The following is a 26,099-nucleotide window of genomic DNA, read 5'->3' as shown; positions in this document are numbered from 1 at the left end:
ATAAAATTTGAATAATTAGCGCTGATAAATCCGTTATGGTTTTAAATGAATAAAGTAATTTTGCAACGCTATTCTTTTGTCTTAAAGTTACGAAACTGCCACGAGATGTAATTTTTTAAAAATGTAAAATTTTCACGTTAAACTAGATAGAAGTAATTAGATATTAATAACTACATTATTTATAAATCCAGCATCAATTGTAAAGGCCACGTTTTTTCTTTAAGAGAAAAGCAATAAAAAAGTTTAAATAAAACAGGAAGTAAAAAAATTGAAAAATAAAGAATCAAGCTGGACTATGTGCCTAGAATGTCAAGGTAGAGGCAAGAAAAGTCGAGGGCTAACCAAAAAAGCGCGACTCCAATATCAGATAGTATTAGACCAGTTTGAAAAGACGAATGGCGAAGGGACCATTCCGGTTCCTCCTAAAGGACACCTTCACTCCTGCCCGAAATGTTCTGGATCGGGACTGCTTCGTTCTGCCAGTCCTCCTATAGCTGACAAAGAAAACTATCCACACCTTGCCATTATTGGTGGCGGTATTGGAGGCGTAGCTCTTGCTGTGGCCTGTTTGCACCGCGGAATTCCTTTTACCCTTTATGAGCGCGATGATAATTTTGAAGCCAGGTCTCAGGGATATGGACTTACATTGCAACAAGCCACTAAAGCAATTGAAGGTTTGGGTATTTTTTCATTAGAAGAAGGGGTAATTTCAACAAGACATGTAGTTCATACTACCGATGGAAAAGTTATTGGGGAATGGGGAATCAGAAAGTGGATACAGTCAGATGCGAAAACTTTTCAGAAACGTACCAATATCCATATCGCACGACAATCTTTACGCTTAGCACTTCTGGAGCAGCTAGGCGGGCATGATGTGATACATTGGGGACATCAGTTGGTAGATTTTAAGGAATGTGAGGACAATGGTGTTGATCTAAACTTTCAAGTGGATGGAAAAATCAAGAATGCCAAAGCGGACCTAGTAGTTGGAGCTGATGGTATTCGCAGTTCAGTTCGGAGATTATTGATAGGTGATGATAGTAGCCCTTTACGTTATCTGGGTTGTATAGTGATATTAGGCATCTGTCCTTTGAAAGCACTCGAAGGTCTTAATAGTCATTTACTGGATTCGGCCACTGTATTTCAAACTGCTAATGGCAATGAGCGAATCTACATCATGCCTTATGATTCAGACTCGGTAATGTGGCAATTGAGTTTTCCAATGCTAGAAGAAGATGCTAAGGCGTTAAGTGCTCAAGGACCTCAAGCACTCAAGGAAGAAGCGCGTCGTAGAACTCTGTGGCACAATCCTATTCCTCAGATTTTAGCAGCGACTCTGGAAGCTCAGATTTCTGGCTATCCTGTGTATGATCGGGAATTACTTAAGTTGGAATTTTTGGCGAAAGCCGGACCAGTAACTCTTATTGGAGATGCAGCTCACCCTATGAGCCCATTCAAAGGGCAGGGTGCAAATCAAGCGCTGCTAGATGCTCTATCATTGGCTCGTTTGATCAAAAGAGGATGCAGACCTTTATCGCAATGGAGAAAAGTTGGAATAAGGGAAAGTGTATTAAAGGAGTTTGAATCAGAAATGTTAGAACGCAGTGCTACAAAAGTGAATGACTCTGCAGCTGCAGCACAGTTTCTACATTCTGAAATTGTGCTTTATGAGGGTGATGAACCAAGGGGTCGGCGTTTGAAGAAAAAGTAAATGGTAACCGCAAAGTGGGAAATGAAAGGAGAATAAAAAGTTCACAATGAGTTAATTTAAAATTTACAAAACCAGGCTCAAGATAAAAAGCTGTGGAGAAAAATAAAAATTGATTACTTTCACCATTAACAAAGCTGTTTTTAGAGACTGGAATATAGTAGCACAAGGCACTCAATTTACCTATGATTTCGACTCTTTTTTAAAAAGATATTAGTCGAATCTAACCCTCATGAAACCAAAAGAATAGCTAAATTTCATGGTGTAGATGGAAAAATGCTTCAAAAAATTATAAAGATTTTTTGAGTGACTTTAAATCTTGGGAGAAACGCAATCATACTAAATAATGGCTGTTTTGTCCCCAGAACATAGGTGAAAATCTATTGATAGATGAAACTGCTTTATCTTGTAAAGAATAATATACTATCATTGCAAATAAAAAAAAGAAAAGCAGGAAGTATTGTGGCTATCATCAAAGGGTCTAAATCAGAAATCATTACCGAAATATTTCAAAAAATTTGCTATACTATTATGATAACAAGCGCGGTCATGTCTGGACGAATCTGAATTAAATACAAGTATACCGGTGGACCTTTTTTATCCAAATGAATTTTTAGTTGCTTTAACTTTAGATTAGTTGGATTTCTTTTTAAAATTTTTATCGTAAAGTTGTCTGCCTAACTCTCCCAAAAATGGAGAAGCCAACTTCATCATAATCATAAATATTATCATTAAAAACTTGATCTTTATTCACTAAAATTGTTGCCGAAATCATAAATTCAATTTGATTTTTTATATCGACAATATAAGCGCAGTCAATTAATGTACCATAAGCATCCCCTACCTTATTATATATTTTTATGTTTTCAGGAATAGGCTCTTTTAAATCGCCAAACATAAAGAACTTACAATAACCATCGTAATATTTAGTCGGATCATAACCTGCATTTTTGGGCAGATTTTGCATAGAAAAAAGAATAAACTCCCTATCTTTTTTTGTCAAATTAAAACGCTCTCGCTTTTTAAACGCTTCAGGAAAAACAATTCGTTTCAAAGTATTATGTAAAGTCTCTAACGGATAATAATTCTTCTTTGAAAAATCAAAGGGTATTTGCACGAGTTTTTCATCATTCATATACCCTATTCCTTTCTTTATTTTTTTTAATCGTAAGGGTTTGTTGTCTTTTTTACTCAATACTGATGGCAGAGTCAAAATTGAATTATCATCATTGTATAATGTTACAGACTTAGTTATTGGATTTCCTGAATCTGGTGTAGACAGTCGATGTGATATTCTGAAAGGTTTCAGTCCTTTTGAATGCATGCTTTTATTTAAATAATCAAAACCTATAAATTCTAATAAATTATTACTAGCATCATTATCACTGACCGCAAAAATTTTCGAAATTTCCTCTGTAAATTTATTTTTATCTGATTTTCCCTCGATTGAAAATTCAGAGTTCATTGAAGTATTTTGTATCGTGTTCAATTTTTCTAAAGCTAGAATAGCAATGGGAAATTTTATAGTACTTGCAGGATAAAAATAATTTTTGGCATCTACATTATAGGTATAATCTTTAAACTTCACTTCATTATGTTGATTTCGTATGATCTGAGTATAGATAATCTGAAGTTCAAATTGTTTCGGATTATCCATTACTCTTTTTATACTTTCATTTTTGGAAGACAAAGTTTCTTCAAGAATGTTTTTTTTTAAGGTTGAACATCCTACTATGAAGAAGACTATGGAAATAAATAAAATTTGACTACTATTTTTCATAGTTACTTAATTTATTTTGTGAACTATAGGGAATAGGTTAATGACTTTTATTACACTAAAAATAGGTAAATATAGATCAAAAAAAAAACTCCATTAGAAATAATGGAGTTTTTTGTGGTCCATACGGAACTATTTACGAACTATTTCATGCAGGATTTGAAGAAGTTATCGATACTAGATTGTAAATGATTTTAAATTTTAGTAATTATTGTTATAACTGATTATTTCTTAATAAATTAATTTTCAAGTCAATGTATTGTAATTGAATATTGTTTTTCAATACTTCATACTCAGCAGAGAGAGATTGATTTTTCACCGAAGAATATAAAACAGCTTCCACTTTCCCGCTTTCAAATTTGGCTTGGGTAGTGGCCAAAGATGCTTTAGCATAAGACTTTTTTTTGTTCAACTTATCCTGAAACTGCGTATAATTTCTTTTGTTTGTATTCTCCAATTCAATTTGATTGCGCAAGACTTGTTTTGTCTGTTCCATAACCAACTTTGATTTTTCACTTTCTATTTTTGAAGCACTAATTTTTTTAGTATTCCTAAATCCATTGAAAACCGGAATTGTCAATTGCATCCCAATCTGATGACTTTTATTAGCTTCTAGTTGCGTAAAAAAAGGATCCGTGTTTGAATTTATCTGATTCAATGTTTTATAATAAAAAGAGGAAAACCCATAATAGGCTGTTAACATAGGTAAATTAAGAGCGCGTTCTACACGAATCGATTTCAAACTGTTTTCGTATTGGAGTTCCGCAAGTTTTATTTTAGGATTACGTATTCCTGCATCTAAATCTTCAGTGTCTCCTTCTTTAAAATAGGAATCTAATACGATTGCATCAGAAAGTCCCACATCGCTAACATTCATCAATTGAAACAATTCCATTTTTTTAATAGTATACAATTGTTCAGTTTCTAAATTTCGGTTTTCTTCCTCCGAAAAGCTCAATTGCATATCATACAAATCGCTTTGGGGTTTGCTGCCAATAGCAACTTCTTTTGTCACTCTGTCCAAATTAAAAGTGGTTTGTACAAATTGCTCTTTTTGAATTTTCAATAATTCCTGTGCGTAAAGTACTTGATAATAGCTTTCCAAAATCTGCAATTTATATTCGTTTTCCACTACTTCTTTTTCGGCCTTAGCTTGCTCTATATTGATTTTATCTTTTTGAGCATTCGCAAAAGCACTGAAATCTATCATATTTGTTCTTGCATTCAGGTAGAAATTATCATTTTGAATATTGGAACTTACTCTTCCATTAGTCGAAGGATCAATGGTGGAACCAAAATTATAGCCTTGTTCACCAAATAAATTGATAGCCGGCAACATTCGATTCAAAACTGAGTTTTGGGACTTTTCTGTTTTTTTTATTTCAAGTTGTCTGATTTTTATTTCGATGTTATTCTTCAAAGCCGTTTCCATGCATTTAGTAAGCCTCCAAGATTTTTCCTGAGCACTTCCTAAAGCAATAATTAAAAAAAAGACTAACGTAAAAATTGAATTCTTATTCATATTTTAAATATTTTAAAACATCTGTTTTTGTTGCTTGAAAGGCTTTTGTAAGCACTATCGAAAGTGTTAGTAGTAACAAAATAATAAACCCATAGACAAATGGAAACAAAGCCATTTCAATTCTAAAAGCAAAATTCTCTAACCACCTATTCAATAAATAATAGGTAGGAAACAAGGCGATTAAAAACCCAATGATGCAATACAAAATATATTGTTTAGATAATTCTTTTAATAACACATTCGTCTCTGCCCCAAGGGTTTTGCGTATGGCAATTTCTTTTATGCGTCTTTGTATTGAATACGAAGCTAAGGCGAATAACCCGAAAAGAGCGATTAGAACTACTACTACATTCAACAATGAAAATAGATTCTTTTGCTTCACATACGATTCATAAGTTCTTGCATATTGTTTATCGACAAAATCATATTTAAAAGGATACTTTGGATCCATTTTTGTCCATAATTTTTCAATATCGGTAATTGTATTTTCAATATTATCCGATTTTAGTTTTACAAAAACCTTATTGATATTTTGAGCAATATCTACCGTTTTAAGATGATAGAAATACATCCCTGACACCTCTACTTCAGGACTTAATAAATTAAAATCTTTTATAACTCCTATGATTTTTAATTTTCGTTCTTTGATAATTAGTTCTTTTCCTATAGGCTCTTTCATGTTCATCAACTTTTGTGCTGTTTCATTAATCACCACAGAAGTAATAGTATCCGAAGCATGTTGCTGATCAAGAGACCTTCCTTTAACTACTTCTATTTTCATCATTTCGAACATACCAAAATCAACTGCAATTGTTCGTGATTTAAAAAGTTCATCATTGTACAATACACCTCCTAATGAATCATCTGAACCATCAAATGAAATCAATCCTGTAGAAGCTTGTTCTACACCTTTTATTTTAGCCAGTTCTTGTTTTATTGTACTGTATTTGTTGTAGATATTTTGCCCTACGTTTTTCACTTCATAATCCGAATCAGGAAAATTCAAATTAATTTCAATCACTTGATCTCCCTTAAAACCTAAATTTTTATTGGTTAGATAATCGATTTGCTGATACACAATATAAGAACCAACAATAAAGAAAGTAGCCACTGTAAACTGGAAAATCAACATTCCGTTACGCAACCAGATTCCGTTTTTACTTCTTCCAAAATTGCCTTTGAGAACTTTTAAAGTTTCGAAATTAGCAACGTAAACGGCTGGAAGTATTCCTGCTACCAAAACTGTAATACAGAAAATCAGAAGTAATTGCAGATAAAACTGACTACCAATTATTCGTAAACTCTTATTTAAAAAATCATTGTAATACGGCAAAGTCAACTCAACAATAACTAATGCTAATAAAATCGAAAATAAACTTATTAGAGCAGTTTCAAAAATAAATTGAATAACAATAGTACTTTTTGAAGCCCCCACAACTTTACGAACACCAACTTCTTTAGCACGTTTAACCGCATTCGCTGTAGCCAAATTGATATAATTTACAATCGAAAGGATGAGAATTAAAACAGATAACCCAACCATAATCAACAAAAACTGATAATTACCTCTCCCTTCTGGATATCCATCTGTAATAGAATGCAATCTCGCTTTTGAAAGTGGCTCTATAACTACATTAAAGTGACCCATTTTCTTAGCCATTTCTTCTAAAGTAAAACCTTCTTCCTTGGCAATTCTCCGAACAAAATCTTGGTTGTAAGTTTTCTCTAAACTCTTTCGAGTATTCTCAATTTTTGATGGATCTTTAATTTTAAGAAGTAACTTGAATATAAAAGGTCCTGTCGTATTTTCACTTTTGAACTGCGTCATTTTATTCATTATAACATCTGGAGCAATTGAAGAGTTCCCTGGAATATGATACAAAGCGCGCACTATAAACATTTGATCCAAACATGTTATTTGTTTACCAATCGGATTTTCGTTACCAAAAACTCGTTTAGCAATCACATCTGAAATAGCAACACTTGAATCATCTTTTAATGCTGAAACCACATCTCCCTTAATAATTTCAAATGGAAAAAGAGAAAAGAAATCAGGCTCAACATTAATAATTTTATCAACTATTTCTTTCTTCCCTTTGAAGATAATTTTATCCTTTTGATACCAGCTGTCAGCATAAACTACCTTTTCTACATTAGTATCTTTATCTAAAATAGGTTTTAGGAATAAAGCACAATCTGAAAAAACTGGCATTCCTGTTAACTGTACTAAAACCTGATACACATTGTCTTTTTTGGGATTCCAAGCATCATAACTTTGTTCTTCATTCCAATACAGTAATGCGAAAATTAATCCTGAAATTCCAATGGCCAATCCAAAAATATTCAAGACAGAAAATAGCTTATTATTTTTGAGGTGGTATAAAAATATAGTTATCCAGTTTTTTAGCATGATTTTAGTTTTTAGATTCCGTTACTAATATATCCACGTTCCTGTTATTAACTTTTTCTGAAAGTATCATTCCATCTTTCATTAAAATGGTTTTTTGAGAAAAAGAAGCATCATAATTAGAGTGCGTTACCATTAATATTGTGGCTCCATTGGCATGTAAATCAGTTAAAAGTTCCATTACTTCATTTCCGTTTTTACTGTCTAGATTTCCTGTTGGCTCATCGGCAAGAATGATTTTTGGGTCGTTAATCAAGGCTCTTGCCACAGCCACACGCTGTTGCTGTCCTCCGGAAAGTTGCTGCGGATAATGTTTCAATCGGTGGGAAATCCCTAGTTTATCAGCGATTGCTTCTACTTTTTTCTTTCTGTCAGAGGATGGAACTTTATTGTAAATCAGCGGTAATTCAATATTATCATAAACCGACAATTCGTCTATCAAGTTGAAATTCTGAAAAATAAAGCCAATATTTTCTTTTCTAGCTTTCGATTTTTCTTTCTCTTTCAGCCCAATCATTTCCTGGTTCAGTAATTGATAACTTCCGCTCGAAGCGCTATCAAGTAATCCGATAATATTCAATAAAGTGGACTTCCCGCTTCCCGATGGTCCCATAATCGAAACAAAATCACCTTGATTAATGGTTAATGAAATTTCGCTTAATGCCATGGTCTCCACTTCTTCGGTTCTAAATACTCTTGAAAGATTTTTAATTTGAATCATACTATTATTCGTTTTTTGATTGATGATATTTGTTTATTTCTCTTTATTCTTTATTATTTATTATTTATTCTTTACTCTTGCTTCTTTCCTCTAAGCTCTTTTTCTTTATTCTAAATTCAAAATCTCGACTTCTTTGTAATCTTTATAGGAAGACGTGATCACTTTTTCACCCGCTTTTAAACCGCTGAGAACTTCATAATACAAAGGGTTTTCTCGCCCCAATTTGATTGCTTTTCGCTCTGCTTTGTTGCCATTGACAACAAAAATCCATTTTCCGCTAGTTTCTTCGTTAAAGCTTCCTTTAGAAAGTACTACCGTCTTGGTTTTTTCTGACAGATTTAATTTCACTCCAAAACTCAATCCTTGTTTTAAATCTAATTTTTCAGAGGAAACAAAATCCAATTCTACTTGAAACCTACCATTTTTAATTTCAGGAATCACTTTGGTTATTTGAACTTCGATGGATTTGTTTTCAAAATCTACTGTTCCTTTTTGTTGCTCTGCAACTTTATCCAAATAAAATTCATCGATGTAGGCCATCAATTTATAGCCTTTCCTGTCATCAATAGAACCAATACTTGTATTTTGCACATAGGTTTTCCCGAGTATAGGTTCAAAGGAAGAAAGTCTTCCAGAAATGGGTGCTGTGATTAGGAAATTCTTTTTATTCATTCTCAAAATATCCAAACTTTTATTCATAAAACCAATAGATTGATTCAATTGTCCTATCTGGACTTGATTTGCTAATTTTTCTTTTTTGACACTTTTTTTGATGATGTTCATTCGCTCTTTTTGAAAACGATAATTTTCTTGGGTCTTTTCCCATTCATTTTTTGAAAGTATTTCTTTGTCAAAAAGTTTGTGGTTCAATTCAAATAGGTTTTTGGCATCAAGATAATCGTGTTCTATTCCGATCAAGTCTTTTTCTAAATTCAATTCCTGATTTCTTAAATCGAGTTTGGCTTTGTTCAAATTATTGATTTGTTCGATAATCGCTGTTTCCTGCTGCATGTACGCCAATTCTGCATTAGGATTATACAAGCGCACTAACGGCTGTCCTTTAACGACCATATCGCCGTTTTCAACAAATATTTCCTGAACGGCTCCACCTTCAATGATATTAACTAACATTGAATTTAAAGGAACGGCTTTTGCCTGAAAAGACATAAAATCTTCGAAAAAATTATTTTCTACGGTCTTAATCGTAATTTCAACTTTTTTTACGTTCAAACTTCTTTTTTTAGTCACAGAAGTAAAGACAAAATACCCGAGGAGTAAGATAATTGGCAAAACGATTAAAAGATACTTATTTTTGTTAGTTTTACGTACGATTTTGGTGTCCATTGTTTATTATTTGTATATTCTATTAGGATAATCGTACCATAAAATTAAAAACTGTAATAATCTTATTATTAGGTTTTTAATTTCAATAAAATTTACACAATGTCCATAATTGAACACTATTTGTCCAAAACCGAACAATAATTCCATTTTCTGAATAAAAAAATACAGATATTCCGTTAGAATGAAAAAGACCAACGCCTCCATATTAGTCATAGACGACCAAGAAGATATTCTTTTTGCTTCAAAAATGCTACTTAAAAAGCATTTTGAAAATATTTATACGCTCACTAACTCTAAAAATGTGGTTGAATTATTAGCAAAAAACACAATAGATGTGGTTTTACTCGACATGAACTACAGAATTGGGTTTGAGGATGGTAAAGAGGGTTTGTATTTATTAAGAGAAATAAAAACGCTTTCGCCAAAAACTGTCGTTATTTTGATGACCGCTTTTGGCAAAGTAGAAACGGCTGTTGAAGGATTAAAATCAGGGGCTTTTGATTATATTTTGAAGCCTTGGGAAAATGCAAAATTACTTAGCGTTGTAAAACAAGCTGTCGATAAAAGCCGGAAAGAGCAAAAGAAACCAAATAATATCGAGATTGCAGACGAATTCTTCGTTGGTAATTCAGATGTTATAAAAAAAGCTTATTCTCTGGCTGATAAAGTGGCTAAAACTGATGCCAATGTTTTAATCCTTGGCGAGAACGGAACTGGTAAATTTGTTTTGGCGCATCATATTTATTGCCAATCGGAGCGGAAAAATAATCCTTTCATTCATGTTGATTTGGGTTCTTTGAATTCCAATATTTTTGAAAGCGAATTATTCGGCTATGCCAAAGGCGCTTTTACAGATGCTAAAATCGATACTCCAGGACGTTTTGAGATGGCTCAAAACGGGACTATTTTTTTGGATGAAATAGGAAACGTCCCATTGCATTTACAATCTAAACTCTTGCAGATAATTCAAACCAAAATGGTAACCCGATTAGGAGAATCGAGAGCGAGACCATTGAATGTACGCATTATTACAGCCACCAACCTGAATTTGAAGCAAGAAGTTGTAGATAAAAACTTCAGGGAAGATTTGTATTATCGCATTAATACCATGGAAATCGTGTTACCTCCATTGCGAGAACGAGACGAAGATAAAATCCCTTTGGCACACTATCTCTTGCAAAAAATGGTGGTTAAATACGGACGGGATGAAATTAATTTTGACGAAAAAGCATTGGAACAAATCGAAAAACATGCTTGGAACGGAAACATCCGGGAAATGGAGAACCGAATAGAGCGTGCCGTGATTCTTTGCGAGAACAATCATATTACCGTTTCGGACTTGGATTTGGAACAAATAACGGCTTACGAGAACAATCAAGACGATATTCAACTTTCGGCTGTCGAAAAAACAGCCATCGAAAAAATATTGTTCAAGAACAATAACAATATTAGCAAAACCGCTGAGGAATTGGGATTGTCCAGAGGATCATTATATCGACGTTTAGAAAAATACAATATCAACTAATATGTTTAAATCCTTAAAAATATACCAACTCCTTTTTCTTAGATTAATTTTTATTCTTTGCTTTTCTGGAATTTCCATATTTATTTTTCAAAAAGGATTACTTTTTTCAGCACTTTTTGGGCTTCTTGTACTTTTTCTTCTCTTAGTCGAAATGTATTTCTATATCAAAAAAGCCTTTTTGATTTATGATGGAACGATCACCTCTATTTTACAAAATGATTTTACATCGGATTTTTCCAAACATAAATCGTATCAAAATTATTCTAGTTTGTTCAAGCTGTATGAAAGGCTAAAAAATAAAAAAAACGAGCAGGTTTCAAAAGATATAGTGTATCGTTCTATTCTAAATACTATTGAAACGGGAATTATTATTCTGCAAAAGGAAGGAAATGATTGGAATATCTTTTTGATGAATGATTATTTCTCCAAACATTTTGATGTGCCAAAAGTTTCCAAATGGAAATACTTAAAAAATCATTTACCTTCCTTGTGTGAAATTATTGAGGAACAGGATTTTCAAGAAATTAAAACGTCATTAGAAATACGTGTTAATCAGCAAGACACACAAACATTTGTGATGCAGACTTCGAGAAGCGAAATTTACAATACGGATTATTTTATTGTCTTATTGGATTCAATTCAAAATGTAATCGAGAAAAAAGAGAAAGAGGCTTGGGTCAATCTGATGAAGGTGATTTCTCATGAACTTTTGAATTCGATTACTCCTATTCGGTCACTTTCACAAAATTTACAGGAATTGGTACAGCAGGAAACCATTTCGGCAGAAGATTTAGACGATATGAAAAGCAGTGTTGCCACAATGTTGAGACGAAGCGACCATTTACAGCAATTTGTGGAAAGTTACCGAAAACTGGCCATGTTGCCTTCTCCCAAAAAAGAAGTAATTGAACTATCAAAATGGATTGACAACAGTTGTCAAATCATGAATCCTTTGTTTAAAAAGGAACACATAGAAGTTATAAATACTATTGCTTTAGACCGCAGACTTAATATTGACCCACAACAAATGGAGCAGGTATTGATAAATCTTTTGACTAATTGCATTTATGCTTTGAAAGATGGCGTAAAGAAACAGATTGTTATTTCGGCGGAAGTAAAAGAAAAAAGAACCTTTATTATGATTACCGATAATGGGAAAGGCATTGAAAAAGAAATAGAAAGCAAAATCTTCCTGCCATTTTTCACTACTAGAAAAGAAGGTGCTGGAATAGGTTTGACGTTATCCAAAAACATTGTCGAAGCCCACGGTGGTTATCTGGCTTATAGAAATGACAATGGAAAAACCGCTTTTGTGATTTGCTTGGTAAATAATTAATTAATCCTAAAAAGAGAACAAAAATGTAGAGGTGAAAAAACATAATTGTTATTGGATTATTTCTTGTCATATGCAATTCGAACATGCCATTATAGCAATCAATGTTGTTGAAAGATTTTATAAAATATCTGTCAATTTTTCAAACCAAAAAAACCTCCAAAATCAATGACTTTGGAGGTTTTTAAATTTATGGTGGGCGATGAGGGGTTCGAACCCCCGACCCCCTCGGTGTAAACGAGGTGCTCTGAACCAGCTGAGCTAATCGCCCTAAACAATGCAGTCATTTTCATTTCCTTATTGCGAGTGCAAATATAGTGTTAGAAATCGTATCTGCAAGCAAAAAAGTAAAAAAAATGAATAAAATATAGACTCTATTTTCTTTTATGCTCTATTCTAGTACTTTATGTCAATCATGAAACGTAGCTATTTTTTTGTATTGATTCTTTATAGTCTTACATTTGCGATATAAACAATAGATAATGGCCAGGTTCAAAGAAAACGATTTACCAAAATCAAAAATTACCGCAAGTTCACTCCAGAAAGCAACTGTAATATTTCAATACGCAGGAAATCACCGTTGGAAATTTTATATAGGTTTAATTTTTTTATTATTCACCGGAGCGACTGCTCTTGCCTTTCCAAAGTTAATGGGAATGCTTATTGATTGTGTGAAAAACAAAGACAACTCTCAGGCGAATATGATTGCTGGAGGTTTGATAATAATCTTATTTCTTCAATCGATTTTTTCGTTTTTTAGATTGTATTTATTTGTCAATTTTACTGAAAATACATTAGCTAATCTTAGAGTCGCACTTTATAGTAATTTGGTAAAACTGCCGATGTCTTTCTTCTCACAAAAACGTGTTGGAGAATTAAACAGCAGAATAAGCTCTGACATAACCCAAATACAAGACACTTTAACGTCAACAATTGCCGAATTTTTAAGACAATTTATTCTCATTATTGGTGGCGTTCTTTTATTGGCAAACGAAAGTATCAAATTAACGTTATTGATGCTATCCGTAGTTCCGCTTGTTGCAGTTGCTGCTGTTATTTTTGGGCGATTCATCAGGAAATATTCAAAAAATGTTCAAGATAAAGTTGCTGAAAGTCAGGTAGTTGTTGAAGAAACTATGCAAGGCATCAGTATCGTTAAGGCTTTCGCCAATGAATGGTACGAAATCGCCCGTTATAATGGAAAAATAAAGGAAGTAGTTAAGATTGCTATCAAAGGTGGAAAATATCGTGGTTACTTTGCTTCTTTTATTATTTTCTGTCTTTTCGGAGCTATTGTAGCTGTAGTTTGGTACGGCGTTCGGTTGAGCATCAGCGGCGAAATGAGCGTGGGACAATTGATTTCGTTTGTATTGTATTCTACATTTGTTGGTGCTTCTTTTGGAGGAATCGCTGAACTTTATGCCCAAATCCAAAAAGCGATCGGTGCAACAGAACGTGTTTTTGAATTATTAGATGAAACTCCTGAAAAGATTAATTCGGTTCGTGATCTTGGTACAATTGAAAAAATAAAAGGAAACGTTACCTTCAATAATGTAGCGTTCAGTTATCATTCCAGAAAAGAAATCAAAGTATTGAAAGACGTTAGTTTTACGGCTAACTTTGGTCAAAAAATAGCGATCGTTGGTCCAAGTGGAACCGGAAAATCAACTATTGCTTCACTTTTATTGCGTTTTTATAATATTGATAACGGAGAGATATTGATTGACGGAAAAAATATTTATGATTTTGATTTAGAAAGTTTGCGAGGAAATATGAGTATTGTGCCGCAAGATGTAATATTATTTGGTGGAACCATCAGAGAAAATATTGCTTATGGAAAACCAAATGCAACCGAAGAAGAAATTGTTACCGCTTCAAAACAAGCCAATGCGTATAATTTCATCGAAAGTTTCCCTGAAAAATTTGAAACTATAGTTGGAGAAAGAGGAATTAAATTGTCTGGAGGACAAAGACAACGTATTGCAATTGCCAGAGCATTATTGAAAAACCCAAGTATTTTGATTCTGGATGAAGCCACATCATCATTAGACAGTGAAAGTGAAAAATTGGTTCAGGAAGCGCTTGAAATTCTGATGCAAGGAAGAACAAGTATCATAATTGCACACCGTCTTTCAACTATTCGAAGTGCGGATCAAATTTTGGTTTTGGATAAAGGAAAAATTACAGAGCAAGGAACGCATCAAGAATTAATAGCTTTAGAAAATGGTATTTATAAAAATTTAAGTAATTTGCAATTCAGCAATTCTTAAATTTTATTTCTAATTTGACATAAAAAAACTCCATTCAGTGCATACTGAATGGAGTTTTTTTATGAATTTAAATTTACCTGAATAACTAAAAACTGATGTTTACTTCCCTTTTCTTCGGTTGCGCTCTGTTTTTATCATCTCTAATTCACGACTCGTTTGTCCCGCTACTGAAGTATTTTCTTCAGCACGACGAATTAAGTACGGCATCACATCTTTAACTGGACCAAAGGGCAAATATTTTGCTACATTGTATCCATTTATAGCTAGATTGTAACTGATATTATCGCTCATCCCATACAATTGACCAAACCAGATTCTATCATCGTTTGTTTTAATTCCTTTTTCCTGCATCAATTCCATTAAAGTATACGTACTTAACTCATTGTGGGTTCCTGCAAAAATAGACATCAAATCTAAATGATCAATCATATAGTGAACAGCGGCATCGTAATTTTCATCAGTAGCTTCTTTTGAAGCGCATATTGGTGATGGGTATCCTTTTTCTTCGGCACGAACAATTTCTTTTTCCATGTAAGCGCCACGAACTAATTTCATTCCAATAAAGAATCCGTCTTTTTTGGCTTGTTCGTGTAATTTTTTCAAGTAATCCAAACGATCCCAACGATACATTTGCAATGTATTGAAAACAATAGCCTTTTCTTGATTGTATTTACGCATCATTTCAGTTACTAAATCATCCGCTGCATCTTGCATCCAACTTTCTTCACCATCAATCAAAAGAGCTACATTTTTTGAATGGGCATCTTTACAAACCAAATCAAAACGCTCCACTACTCTATTCCATTCCGCTTGTTCTTCTGGGGTTAACACTTGTTTTTCTCCCAATTTCTCATATAACTCAAAACGACCAAAACCAGTAGGTTTAAAAACAGCAAAAGGAATCGCTTGACGTTCTTTGGCAAATTCTATTGTTTTTAACGTCATTTCAAGCGCAGCATCAAATTGATCTTCTTCTTCTTTTCCTTCTACAGAATAATCTAAAACAGATGAAACACCTTTGGTATACATTTTATCAACCACAGAAAGACAATCCACTTCATTTACTCCACCACAAAAATGGTCAAAAACTGTAGCGCGAATCAAACCTTCAACAGGAAGATTTGCTTTAAGGGCAAAATTTGTAACCGCAGTTCCAATACGAACTAGTGGCTGATTAGCAATCATTTTGAAAAGAAAATAAGCTCTATCAAGTTCCGTATCACTTTTTAATGAAAAGGCAACTTGAGTATTATTGAATATTTTTTCCATTATTTGTTAAATTTTTGTACAAATATAGACAGAGTTTTGAATATTATTTTAAAAAACTATTATTAAAAAAAGAAAAACGCATTTTAAAAAAAGTCAAAAACTAATTCCCTTAAAAAAAATACTAATTTAATATTTAACCAATTTTTGATTTAAATCAACTTTAGAATAATAAATATCTTAAATAATTTTGAATGATTTATTATGTATGTGCAAACGTTTAAATTCTTTTTTTTTGATTACTTGGCAACAATATGGTACTAAACCTTTAAAAATTTAGCAAATACACAACATCAAAGGATTATTATTAAATTTCTGTATTTTGAAAAAACTATCTTTAAATAAAATAAATAATTAATAGATTTGCTTTGAAGAAATAACAAATTAAAAAATATGAAAAAACAAATTATTGCGAGTATTGATCTGAACTCAGAAGTAGCACCTCAAAATAATGTCTATTATGATTTTATGTCATTGTTATTTTTAGCTTGCTATTTGTTAATGGATTTTTTACCGGATTTTAAGAGTATCGAAATTATTGGAACACAATACTTTTACATTTCAATATTAAATTTGATTATCGCTCTTTTTATATTTAAAAATCCTACTTTTATAAATCAAAGTTTAAATACAATTTTACGGAAAAGTCATCTTCTTAAAATTTACATTTTATTTATTCTTTTAAGCGGAATTTCATTCTTTTCGACTAAAAATTTATCCTTAACTATAGTAAGCTTTATCGAAATATTGGTAGTTTTTATCATGTTTCTAAACGTATTAGCTATTGTATCTAATAGATTACATTTAATTTACAGAATTTCCATACTTTTCGGTATTAGTGTAGTACTTCAAACTGTACTACAACTTAGTGATATCCTAAAAGAAGCGGGGTCTGTCATCAATGCACTATCAAAACTAAAGGGTAATACCGGAAATATAAATATCTTCGCAGCTAGTTTAAATATAAAAATTCCTTTTCTTTTAATTGGAGCTATCCATTTTTCAAATTGGAAAAAATGGTTTCTAATTTTTTCATTATTTTTAGCAACATTTACGATTTTTTTGATAAGTGCAAGGGCTGCATATTTGGCTTTGTTTTTTGAACTATTACTATTTATCATCTTTTATTTAAAACTATACTCCTTAAAAAAAATTACAGTTCTTAATGTAGTTTACTTGCTAATCCCAATACTATTGAGTTTAATTTTAGCAAATATTGTTTTTAAAGTTAACAATGGTACTGGCCGATATGAATCTGTTGGTAGTCGAGTTGTTCAAATAGCCAGTACAAACGAAGCATCAGTAAGTGCAAGATTTACATATTGGAATAATGCGCTAATTCTAATAAATAAATCGCCTTTTACTGGAATTGGTTTGGGTAATTGGAAGATTGAAAGTATTCCTTATGAGAAGACATCAATTGATGACGGCTTCATCTCTTCACATACTCACAATGATTTTTTGGAAATAGCAGCTGAGACCGGTGTTTTTAATGGATTAGTTTATTTGTCATTATTTATAATTGCATTTTTTATAAACATGAAGGCGATTTTAAGTAAAAGTGATCTAAATAATAAGATTATAGCACTTTTAGCCGTATTAATTTTAACCGGATACTTTATAGATGCCTTTTTTAATTTCCCTTTGTACAGACCTACAATGCAATTTGGTTTTGTTCTGTTTTTAGTTTTTACAGTAGTGAATACTTTAAAAACGGATGAAGTCAATACTGTGAGAATAACACGTCAATTTTCAATCGGAATTATCATATTAAGTTTGATTACCGTTTATATTACTTTTTTAACTTTAAAAGCATATCGTTTAGAATACGCAATTAAATACGATAAAAACCCGGCCAAACATCCGAAGAAATATTAAAAAATTTACCTCAATTACCAAATGTAGGAATCTATTCAGAAACCTTTTATGAGCATTTAGCAATTGCCTATTTTAGTGAAGAAAAGTATGAAAATGCAAAAAAATACTTTTATTTATCAAACAAAATAAATCCTTATTTGGGTGTATCAAATTGGTATTTGCATAAAATTGAAAAAATAAATGGAAATTTTGACACCGCTTATGAATATATAAAAACAGCTTTTTATTCTAGACCACGAACAACTAATTTTTATTTAGATGCCCTTAAAATGGCCTCAATAAAAAAAGATACCTCTGAAATATTCAAAATTCACGAATTATTTACCAAATACAGAAGTATGCCCAGTAATTGGAAGAATACCGCTTCTGCTTTATCACTATCTAAATACGAGACAAATAAAATAATTACTTTTGTTAACCAAGGTTTAAAAATTTATCCTACCGATACTACTCTTTTAAATAGAAAAACAAGATTAATAAAACGTAAAGAATCTACTAACATAAATAACACATTTATTAATGGACTCCCCGCAGAATCTGCCGCTAAAATAAATTATATGTTAGAAGCAAAAAAAATGGGTGATGCACAGCAATTTGAGAAAGCAATTGTATTATATAATAAAGCATTTAAGGAAAATCCTGAAAAAGTAGTAATTTTGCAGGATATTGCGGTTTGTTATTATCAACTCGATAAACCTGAAATTGCAATCAATTATTTAGAAAGAATATTAAATAATCCACGTTTAAATGATGGTAAAACAGAATACTTGTTATCTGGATGCTATTTCAAAATAAAGGATAAAACAAATGGATGCAATTATTTAAATATTGCTTTTAACAAAAAATACCCTAACACAGAACAACTACTAAATCAATTCTGCAAATAACTACAAAACTAAGATGCAGTCAATTCAAGCCAACAGTTATCCCATACATTTCAACGAAAAAGGATATGAAGCATTAAACCTTCATTTAAAAGAAAATAAATACTCCAACTTATTTATTATTGTAGACAGCAATACTAATGAATTTTGCTTGCCTAATTTTCTTCCGTATCTGGAAACGGATCTTACCATTGAAATCATTGAATTTGATGCCGGTGAAGAAAATAAAAATATTGAAACTTGCGTCCAAATTTGGAATGTACTAACGGAACTTGGTGCCGAGAGAAAAAGTCTTATAATTAATCTGGGTGGTGGTGTTGTTACTGATTTAGGTGGTTTTGTAGCTTCAACATTCAAGCGTGGAGTTGATTTTATACATATTCCTACTACGCTACTATCAATGGTTGATGCTTCTGTTGGAGGGAAAAACGGGGTCGATTTAGGGAATTTAAAAAACCAAATTGGTGTTATAAATGTTCCAATAATGGTTCTTATTGACACCCAATATCTTGAAACCGTGCCACAAAACGAAATGCGTTCCGGTCTTGCCGAAATGTTGAAACACGGTTTAATATATGACAAGGCCTATTGGGAGCATTTTTTAGATTTAAAAGCCATAGATTTTGCTGATTTTGACGAATTAATTTACCGTTCAGTTGAAATAAAAAATGAAATTGTGCTTCAAGATCCTACCGAAAAAAATATCCGAAAAGCATTAAATTTTGGTCATACATTAGGCCACGCCATTGAAAGCTACTTTTTGGAAAATGAAAATAAAACTACTTTGCTGCACGGAGAAGCTATTGCCGTTGGGATGATATTGGAAAGTTTTATCTCATTGGATAAAAAACTAATCAGTAAAGAAGAATATTCTGAAATAAAATCCTGTATTAAGGCTGTATATGACGACATCATTTTTGAGGAAAAGGACATGGAACCTATCCTGGAATTACTGATTCACGACAAAAAAAATGAGTACGGCAACATTCAATTTGCATTAATTGAAGGTATCGGAAAAATAAAAATCAATCAATCGGTTGAAAATGAATTAATTCTTGAGGCTTTTCTGGATTATAAATCTTAATTATTTTTTATAAAAAGGATTGCATTGCGTATATAATATTTTTTACATTTGCACCGATGAAAAAAAGTCAAAACAAGCCAAATTATAGTTCCAGTAAAACCAGAAACAATATGTCTTTTCTAAGGATATTGAAACGGTTTTATTCTATTAAAGGAAACTTTAGTTTTGACATTTTCCAATACTTAAAAGCAGACCACGAGAAGCTTCAGATCGTATATGCAAATATTCGGGTTTGAATTATAGGTTACTTTATTTTATAATATTTTTAATCTATAATCAAGACATCTAATGAATACAAAATATTCTGATTTAATCAATCAAACCTACTATTTTCCCCAAGAAGAATTTACATTAAACAAAGATAATCTTCAGTTTCACAATATCGATTTGATGAAATTGGTTGAGCAATACGGTACACCATTAAAATTTACGTATTTACCTCAAATTTCCAACAACATCAACAAAGCCAAAAGCTGGTTTCGTAAATCGATGGAAAAAAACAAATACGAGGCAAAATATTACTATTGTTATTGCACAAAAAGTTCCCATTTTGAATATATTATGAACGAAGCGTTCAAAAATAATATTCATATTGAAACGTCTTCAGCTTTTGACATTAACATTGTAGAAAACCTTTTGGCAAACGGTAAAATCAACAAAAGTACCTATGTAATTTGTAATGGTTTCAAAAGAGATCAATACATCGATAATATTGCAAGACTTATCAATAATGGTCATAAAAATACCATTCCAATTATTGATAATTTTGAGGAACTTGATTTACTTCAGGGACAAATAAAAAACAAATTCAAAATTGGAATCCGTATCGCAGCTGAAGAGGAACCTAAATTTGAGTTTTATACCTCCCGTTTAGGAATTGGATACAAAAATATTGTTCCATTTTATAAGAGAGAAATCAAGGAAAATAAAAAGTTGGAACTGAAAATGTTGCACTTTTTTATTAATACAGGAATTAATGACAATGCTTATTACTGGAATGAATTAGTAAAATGTATCAAGGTATACGTGGCATTAAAAAAAGAATGTCCTTCTCTTGACGGATTAAATATTGGCGGCGGTTTTCCAATTAAAAACTCGCTGGCTTTTGAATACGATTATCAATACATGATTGACGAAATCATCAATCAGATCAAAATAGCTTGTGATGAAGCCGAAGTTGATGTTCCCAATATTTTTACTGAATTTGGTTCCTACACTGTAGGAGAAAGTGGCGGAGCTATTTACCAGATTTTGTATCAAAAACAACAAAATGACAGAGAAAAGTGGAATATGATCGACTCTTCTTTTATCACGACTTTACCGGATACTTGGGCAATCAACAAACGTTTTATCATGCTTGCAGTCAATCGCTGGAATGATACGTACGAGCGGGTTTTGTTGGGTGGTTTGACCTGCGACAGCGATGATTATTACAATTCCGAGCAAAACATGAATGCTATTTATTTGCCAAAATACAACAAAGAAAAACCATTGTATATCGGTTTTTTCAATACTGGCGCTTATCAGGAAACCATTGGAGGTTATGGTGGTTTGCACCACTGCTTGATTCCGCAACCTAAACATATTTTGATAGATAGAGATGAAAACGGTATTTTGGCCACTGAGGTTTTCTCCGAACAACAAACCTCTGAAGAAGTTTTGAAAATATTAGGTTACGACAAAAAATAAATTACCAATTATTCAATTATTCAATATAAAAATTCGTTAAATTTGAGATTATAATTTTAACGTTTTGATTCATAAGCATTTAAATTTTAAAAAATGAGCAAAGGACCAATCAGTCAGTTTATAGAAAAGCATTATTTGCATTTCAATTCTGCATCTTTAGTTGACGCAGCTAAGGCATACGAAGAACAATTAGCCAACGGTGCAAAAATGATGGTGAGCATGGCTGGAGCTATGAGTACCGCCGAGATTGGAAAAATATTTTCTGAGATTATTCGTCAGGATAAAGTTCATATTATTTCGTGTACCGGAGCGAATCTTGAAGAAGATATCATGAATTTAGTTGCTCATTCTCATTATGAAAGAGTTCCAAATTATCGTGATTTGACTCCGCAAGACGAATGGGATTTATTAGAAAGAGGTTTAAATCGTGTAACAGACACTTGTATTCCGGAACATGAAGCTTTCCGTCGTTTGCAAAAGCATATTTACAAAATCTGGAAAGATGCCGATGATAAAGGTGAGAGATATTTTCCGCATGAGTTCATGTACAAAATGTTGCTTTCAGGTGTTCTTGAAGAATATTATGAAATTGACTTAAAAGACAGTTGGATGTATGCAGCTGCTGAGAAAAATTTACCTATTATTGTACCGGGATGGGAAGACAGTACGATGGGAAATATATTTGCATCGTATGTAATTAAAGGAGATTTGAAAGCTTCTACAATGAAATCCGGTATTGAATATATGGTTTTCTTATCGGATTGGTATCCAAAAAACAGTACAAAAGGTGTAGGTTTCTTCCAAATTGGTGGTGGTATTGCAGGAGATTTTCCAATATGCGTGGTACCAATGTTGTACCAAGATATGGAAATGCATGACATTCCTTTCTGGAGTTATTTTTGTCAGATTTCAGATTCAACAACCAGCTATGGTTCGTATTCTGGAGCGGTGCCAAATGAAAAAATTACTTGGGGAAAATTAGACATTAAAACCCCTAAGTTTATTATTGAGTCGGATGCTACCATTGTGGCACCTTTAATTTTCGCTTATTTATTAGATCTATAGAATATTTTTATGAAAAGAGTAATTGTTGATTACGCAAAACTTACCAATGAAATTTTGAACCTATTGGTGGATAAATTTCCAGATGGTTATGATGATTCAAATATTATTAGTTTTAGAAACGCTAAAAATGAATTGGTTGAAGCAGTTGAAGTACGAACTGAAGACACTATTTATTTAGTAAAAGTGAGCACCAAACTTGCGGACAGAATTGAAAATTATGATGAAGATGATGAAATCCTTATTGATGAAGTTGTAGAACCTATCAAAGGTTTAGATTTAGACGACGATATTGACGACGATGATGAGGATGACGCTATCGACAAACCGGATTCTGATTCAGGAGATGATGAGGATGACGAAGATACTGATGAAAAAGATTTCTCAGATGAAGACGATGACGAAGATGAGGATTAATTAATCCCATTTTAAATATATTTATAAAAAGGAACTCATTCACGAGTTCCTTTTTTTATAACTTTAGACTTCTAAATACACGCCACAATGACCCATGAAATTTTACACGCCAAACTCAAAGAAAACTTTGGTTTTGAAAAATTCAGACCCAATCAGGAAGAAATAATAAACTGTGTTCTCTCTGGGCAAGATACATTGGCAATTATGCCAACAGGTGGTGGGAAATCAATTTGTTTTCAATTACCAGCATTACTTTTTCCCGGAATTACAATCGTAATTTCCCCACTGATTGCTTTGATGAAAGATCAGGTCGATGGCTTGAAAGCAAACGGAATTGAAGCCTGTTTTATCAACAGCAGCCAAACCGAAGACGAACGACAATTTTATATAGAAAGCTTAAAATCGAATACGATTAAGCTCGTTTACATTGCGCCGGAAAGCTTGTCTTTTCTGGACAATATTTTTAATAGTTTGACCATAAGTCTTATTGCAATTGACGAAGCGCATTGCATTTCATCGTGGGGACATGATTTTCGACCAGCATATACAAATCTTGGATATCTAAAAAACCGCTTCCCTTCTACTCCAATCTTAGCTTTAACTGCAACTGCCGATAAAGCTACACGTAAGGATATTAGCGAACAATTAAACCTTAAAAATCCGAAACTATTTGTAGCTTCTTTTGATCGAAAAAATTTAAGTTTAGAAGTGCGTCCCGCTTTAGACAGAGTCAAACAAATTACAGATTTCATCCAAGAAAAACCAAATGAATCCGGAATAGTTTACTGCTTGAGCAGAAAAACAACCGAAGAACTGGCCGAAAAGTTACAAAAAATCGGCATTAGCGCTAAGGCCTATCACGCCGGCTTAGACAATAAAATTCGCTCAAAAACACAAGATGAATTTATCAATGATGACTGTAAAGTAGTTTGTGCAACAATTGCTTTTGGGATGGGAATTGACAAATCAAATGTTCGTTGGGTGATTCACTACAACCTGCCGAAAAACATAGAGGGTTATTATCAGGAAATTGGTCGTGCAGGTCGAGATGGTCTGCCATCAGAAACGGTATTGTTCGAAAGTTATGGCGATGTGATTCAATTGCAAAAATTTGCTTCCCAAGGTTTGAACGCCGAAGTACAACTGGCAAAACTGGAGCGCATGAAACAATATGCCGATGCGTTGAGTTGTCGCCGAAAAATATTGCTTTCCTATTTTGGAGAACTCGTTACAGAGAATTGCGGGAATTGCGATATCTGTAAAAATCCGCCACTTTTTTTCGATGGAACCATCATTGCACAAAAAGCATTATCGGCAATTATACGGCTACAGGAAACAGAACCACTACCTGTAATCATTGACTTTTTGCGCGGTTCTAAAAATGCTTACATCTATGAAAAAGAATACCAAAACCTGAAAACGTATGGTGTTGGTATAGATCTTTCATGGTTTGATTGGAATCAATATTTAATACAATTGATAAATCTTGGGTACTGTGAGATTGCTTTTCATAAACAAAATAAAATTCGACTTACTTCTTTAGCTAAAAAAGTGTTATTTGAAGGTGAAAAAGTACAACTGACAACGGTTCAGAAAATCAATATCGAGAAGCAAGAAATCAAAGAAACGAAAAGCAAATCAGTAGCAAATTCACTTTTTGAAACCTTACGAAAATTACGCTACGAAATTTCTAAAGAAGAATCCGTTCCCGCTTATGTAATATTTAGTGATGCTGCTTTGCGCCAAATGGAAACCGAAAGACCGATGAGTGATACTGAATTACTCGCAATTGATGGCGTTGGTAAAGCAAAATTGGAAAAATATGGAGATGCTTTTATAAAAGTTATTCAAGATTTCCAAAAAGCAAAAGGTACTAAAAAGAAAAAAGAAGCCACTACTTACAAAGAAACATTGGAACTTTATAAAAACGGATTTTCTGTCGAGAAAATTGCTCAAAAAAGAAAATTAGGATTAAGTACGATTATGTCGCATTTAGCGAAACTGTATGTTGATGGTGCTGACATAGATTTGGATTCCTTTATCTCAAAGGAAGAAGTTTCGCAAATTGCCGAAGCACAAATAAAATTGGAATCACCAAACGCCTTGAAATCCTATTTTGATTATTTTGAAGAAAAAATAGATTATGGAAAAATCCGATTGGCATTAGCAATATTAGAAAAAGAAAATGCAGTACTTTAATTGAATGATATGATATGATACAATCCTTTCCTCCTTTTATAAATTCTCAAACCAAAATTTTGATTTTAGGAACTATGCCTGGCATTGCTTCATTGGAAAAGCAGGAATATTATGCGCACAAAAGAAATCATTTCTGGCGAATAATGTACACGTTGTTGAATAATTTACCAATATCTGAAATCTTCGAAGAAAAAATACAAATGCTCCAAACGAATAAAATTGGACTTTGGGATGTTTTAGAAAATTGCGAAAGAAAAGGAAGCTTGGACATCCATATCAAAAATCAAAAGGAAAATGATTTTGAAACCTTGTTTAAAGAATTCCCGGGAATCACTGCAATCATTTTTAACGGAAAAGAAAGTCATAAATACTTTCTGAAAAAATTTGGACAAATAAAAGGCATCACTTATTATGTGATGCCTTCTACTAGTCCTGCAAATACTATGACATTTGAAAACAAGCTAAAAATTTGGTCTACCGGTTTTTAATAAATTATAAATACCTTTCCTGAAAAACATTTTGATGGTGTTTTTGATGCCCAATCATAATAAAACCGATCGCACGAACTGATACAGCAGCATTAGAAGCAGTTCCAATTCTCTTTAGTTGTTCTTCAGACAAACTTTTGAAAAGAAACAAATTCGAATGTCGCACAGCTGAAAATTCAGTTAGTAAATCCTGAATACTTCTATTGGTAGCTTGAGTATTGTTTACATAATCATTTTCATCAAATCCTGGCAAAGGCGTTTGGTCATTTCTGGAAATTCGCAAGGCACGATACGCAAAAATACGCTCGGTATCTATGACATGCTGAATAATTTCTTTGATGTCCCACTTCTCTTCTGCATATCTGTAATCAAACTTATCCATTGGGATATTTTGCACAAAACGGATAAAATCATGCAATGAAATTTCTAATTCTTCTATCAGATTTACTTCTCCTAAAGCGTTTACATAAGGAGTATAATAAGGAGCATATTCATTTGTTGGCAATTGTGTTGACATCATTTTTT

General features: G+C 32.6%; 19 protein-coding genes and 1 tRNA gene. 12 read left to right on the top strand and 8 right to left on the bottom strand.

Annotation, left to right across the window (positions count from 1 at the left end):
- Window positions 1-295: 295 nt before the first annotated feature.
- Window positions 296-1,711, top strand: a complete 1,416-nt coding sequence (locus AC0J6S_RS12800) for an FAD-dependent oxidoreductase (protein WP_474956364.1) — start codon at window positions 296-298, stop codon at window positions 1,709-1,711.
- Between the two features lie 655 nt (window positions 1,712-2,366).
- Here AC0J6S_RS12800 and AC0J6S_RS12795 read toward each other — a convergent pair.
- The 5 genes from AC0J6S_RS12795 to AC0J6S_RS12775 form a co-directional block, all read right to left on the bottom strand.
- A complete protein-coding gene (locus AC0J6S_RS12795; RefSeq protein WP_474954165.1) occupies window positions 2,367-3,488 on the bottom strand; it encodes a serine hydrolase in 1,122 nt (373 codons plus the stop codon).
- A gap of 211 nt (window positions 3,489-3,699) precedes the next feature.
- Window positions 3,700-5,007, bottom strand: a complete 1,308-nt coding sequence (locus tag AC0J6S_RS12790) for a TolC family protein (RefSeq protein ID WP_474954164.1) — start codon at window positions 5,005-5,007, stop codon at window positions 3,700-3,702.
- Window positions 5,000-7,417, bottom strand: a complete 2,418-nt coding sequence (locus AC0J6S_RS12785) for an ABC transporter permease (protein WP_474954163.1) — start codon at window positions 7,415-7,417, stop codon at window positions 5,000-5,002. The genes AC0J6S_RS12790 and AC0J6S_RS12785 overlap by 8 nt, the downstream gene beginning before the upstream one ends.
- A gap of 4 nt (window positions 7,418-7,421) precedes the next feature.
- A complete protein-coding gene (locus tag AC0J6S_RS12780; RefSeq protein WP_474954162.1) occupies window positions 7,422-8,135 on the bottom strand; it encodes an ABC transporter ATP-binding protein in 714 nt (237 codons plus the stop codon).
- A 105-nt stretch (window positions 8,136-8,240) separates the two neighbouring features.
- Window positions 8,241-9,479: an efflux RND transporter periplasmic adaptor subunit gene (locus tag AC0J6S_RS12775; RefSeq protein ID WP_474954161.1), complete on the bottom strand. Its 1,239-nt coding sequence runs from the start codon at window positions 9,477-9,479 to the stop codon at window positions 8,241-8,243.
- A gap of 181 nt (window positions 9,480-9,660) precedes the next feature.
- Between AC0J6S_RS12775 and AC0J6S_RS12770 the strand changes: the two genes are divergently transcribed.
- Both AC0J6S_RS12770 and AC0J6S_RS12765 read left to right on the top strand, forming a co-directional pair.
- On the top strand, window positions 9,661-11,004 hold the full coding sequence (locus tag AC0J6S_RS12770) for a sigma-54-dependent transcriptional regulator (RefSeq protein WP_474954160.1): 1,344 nt from the start codon (window positions 9,661-9,663) through the stop codon (window positions 11,002-11,004).
- Window position 11,005: 1 nt separating this feature from the next.
- The gene (locus AC0J6S_RS12765; protein ID WP_474954159.1) at window positions 11,006-12,340 is read left to right on the top strand and encodes a sensor histidine kinase; all 1,335 of its coding nucleotides are present in this window, start codon (window positions 11,006-11,008) and stop codon (window positions 12,338-12,340) included.
- Window positions 12,341-12,530: 190 nt separating this feature from the next.
- On the opposite strand, the gene AC0J6S_RS12760 is transcribed toward AC0J6S_RS12765, so the two are convergent.
- A tRNA-Val gene (locus AC0J6S_RS12760) sits at window positions 12,531-12,608 on the bottom strand.
- Window positions 12,609-12,819: 211 nt separating this feature from the next.
- On the opposite strand from AC0J6S_RS12760, the gene AC0J6S_RS12755 reads away from it, so the two are divergent.
- Window positions 12,820-14,607: an ABC transporter ATP-binding protein gene (locus tag AC0J6S_RS12755; RefSeq protein ID WP_474954158.1), complete on the top strand. Its 1,788-nt coding sequence runs from the start codon at window positions 12,820-12,822 to the stop codon at window positions 14,605-14,607.
- Window positions 14,608-14,706: 99 nt separating this feature from the next.
- On the opposite strand, the gene AC0J6S_RS12750 is transcribed toward AC0J6S_RS12755, so the two are convergent.
- Window positions 14,707-15,876, bottom strand: a complete 1,170-nt coding sequence (locus AC0J6S_RS12750; RefSeq protein ID WP_474954157.1) for a proline dehydrogenase family protein — start codon at window positions 15,874-15,876, stop codon at window positions 14,707-14,709.
- 390 nt (window positions 15,877-16,266) lie between these two features.
- Between AC0J6S_RS12750 and AC0J6S_RS12745 the strand changes: the two genes are divergently transcribed.
- The 8 genes from AC0J6S_RS12745 (at window position 16,267) to AC0J6S_RS12710 (ending at window position 25,574) form a co-directional block, all read left to right on the top strand.
- The gene (locus AC0J6S_RS12745; RefSeq protein ID WP_474954156.1) at window positions 16,267-17,751 is read left to right on the top strand and encodes an O-antigen ligase family protein; all 1,485 of its coding nucleotides are present in this window, start codon (window positions 16,267-16,269) and stop codon (window positions 17,749-17,751) included.
- A 158-nt stretch (window positions 17,752-17,909) separates the two neighbouring features.
- Window positions 17,910-18,638 carry a tetratricopeptide repeat protein gene (locus tag AC0J6S_RS12740; protein WP_474954155.1) on the top strand — a complete coding sequence of 243 codons (729 nt, stop codon included), beginning with the start codon at window positions 17,910-17,912 and terminating at the stop codon, window positions 18,636-18,638.
- Between the two features lie 13 nt (window positions 18,639-18,651).
- Complete coding sequence (aroB, locus tag AC0J6S_RS12735; RefSeq protein WP_474954154.1) at window positions 18,652-19,719, top strand: 3-dehydroquinate synthase; 1,068 nt, start codon at window positions 18,652-18,654, stop codon at window positions 19,717-19,719.
- A gap of 288 nt (window positions 19,720-20,007) precedes the next feature.
- On the top strand, window positions 20,008-21,408 hold the full coding sequence (locus AC0J6S_RS12730) for a type III PLP-dependent enzyme domain-containing protein (protein WP_474954153.1): 1,401 nt from the start codon (window positions 20,008-20,010) through the stop codon (window positions 21,406-21,408).
- 93 nt (window positions 21,409-21,501) lie between these two features.
- Window positions 21,502-22,473 carry a deoxyhypusine synthase family protein gene (locus AC0J6S_RS12725; RefSeq protein ID WP_131910808.1) on the top strand — a complete coding sequence of 324 codons (972 nt, stop codon included), beginning with the start codon at window positions 21,502-21,504 and terminating at the stop codon, window positions 22,471-22,473.
- Window positions 22,474-22,482: 9 nt separating this feature from the next.
- Entirely contained in the window at window positions 22,483-22,887 is a 405-nt protein-coding gene (locus AC0J6S_RS12720) for a DNA primase (protein WP_474954152.1), read from the top strand.
- Between the two features lie 87 nt (window positions 22,888-22,974).
- Entirely contained in the window at window positions 22,975-25,086 is a 2,112-nt protein-coding gene (gene recQ / locus AC0J6S_RS12715; RefSeq protein ID WP_474954151.1) for a DNA helicase RecQ, read from the top strand.
- A gap of 14 nt (window positions 25,087-25,100) precedes the next feature.
- On the top strand, window positions 25,101-25,574 hold the full coding sequence (locus AC0J6S_RS12710) for a DNA-deoxyinosine glycosylase (RefSeq protein WP_474954150.1): 474 nt from the start codon (window positions 25,101-25,103) through the stop codon (window positions 25,572-25,574).
- A gap of 4 nt (window positions 25,575-25,578) precedes the next feature.
- Here AC0J6S_RS12710 and AC0J6S_RS12705 read toward each other — a convergent pair whose 3' ends face one another.
- Window positions 25,579-26,094, bottom strand: coding sequence for a DinB family protein (locus AC0J6S_RS12705; protein WP_474954149.1), 516 nt, complete (start codon window positions 26,092-26,094; stop codon window positions 25,579-25,581).
- Window positions 26,095-26,099 lie beyond the last annotated feature (5 nt).

Source organism: Flavobacterium sp. TS_SC_5, from assembly GCF_056156265.1.
This window is presented reverse-complemented; position numbering and strand designations above follow the sequence as displayed.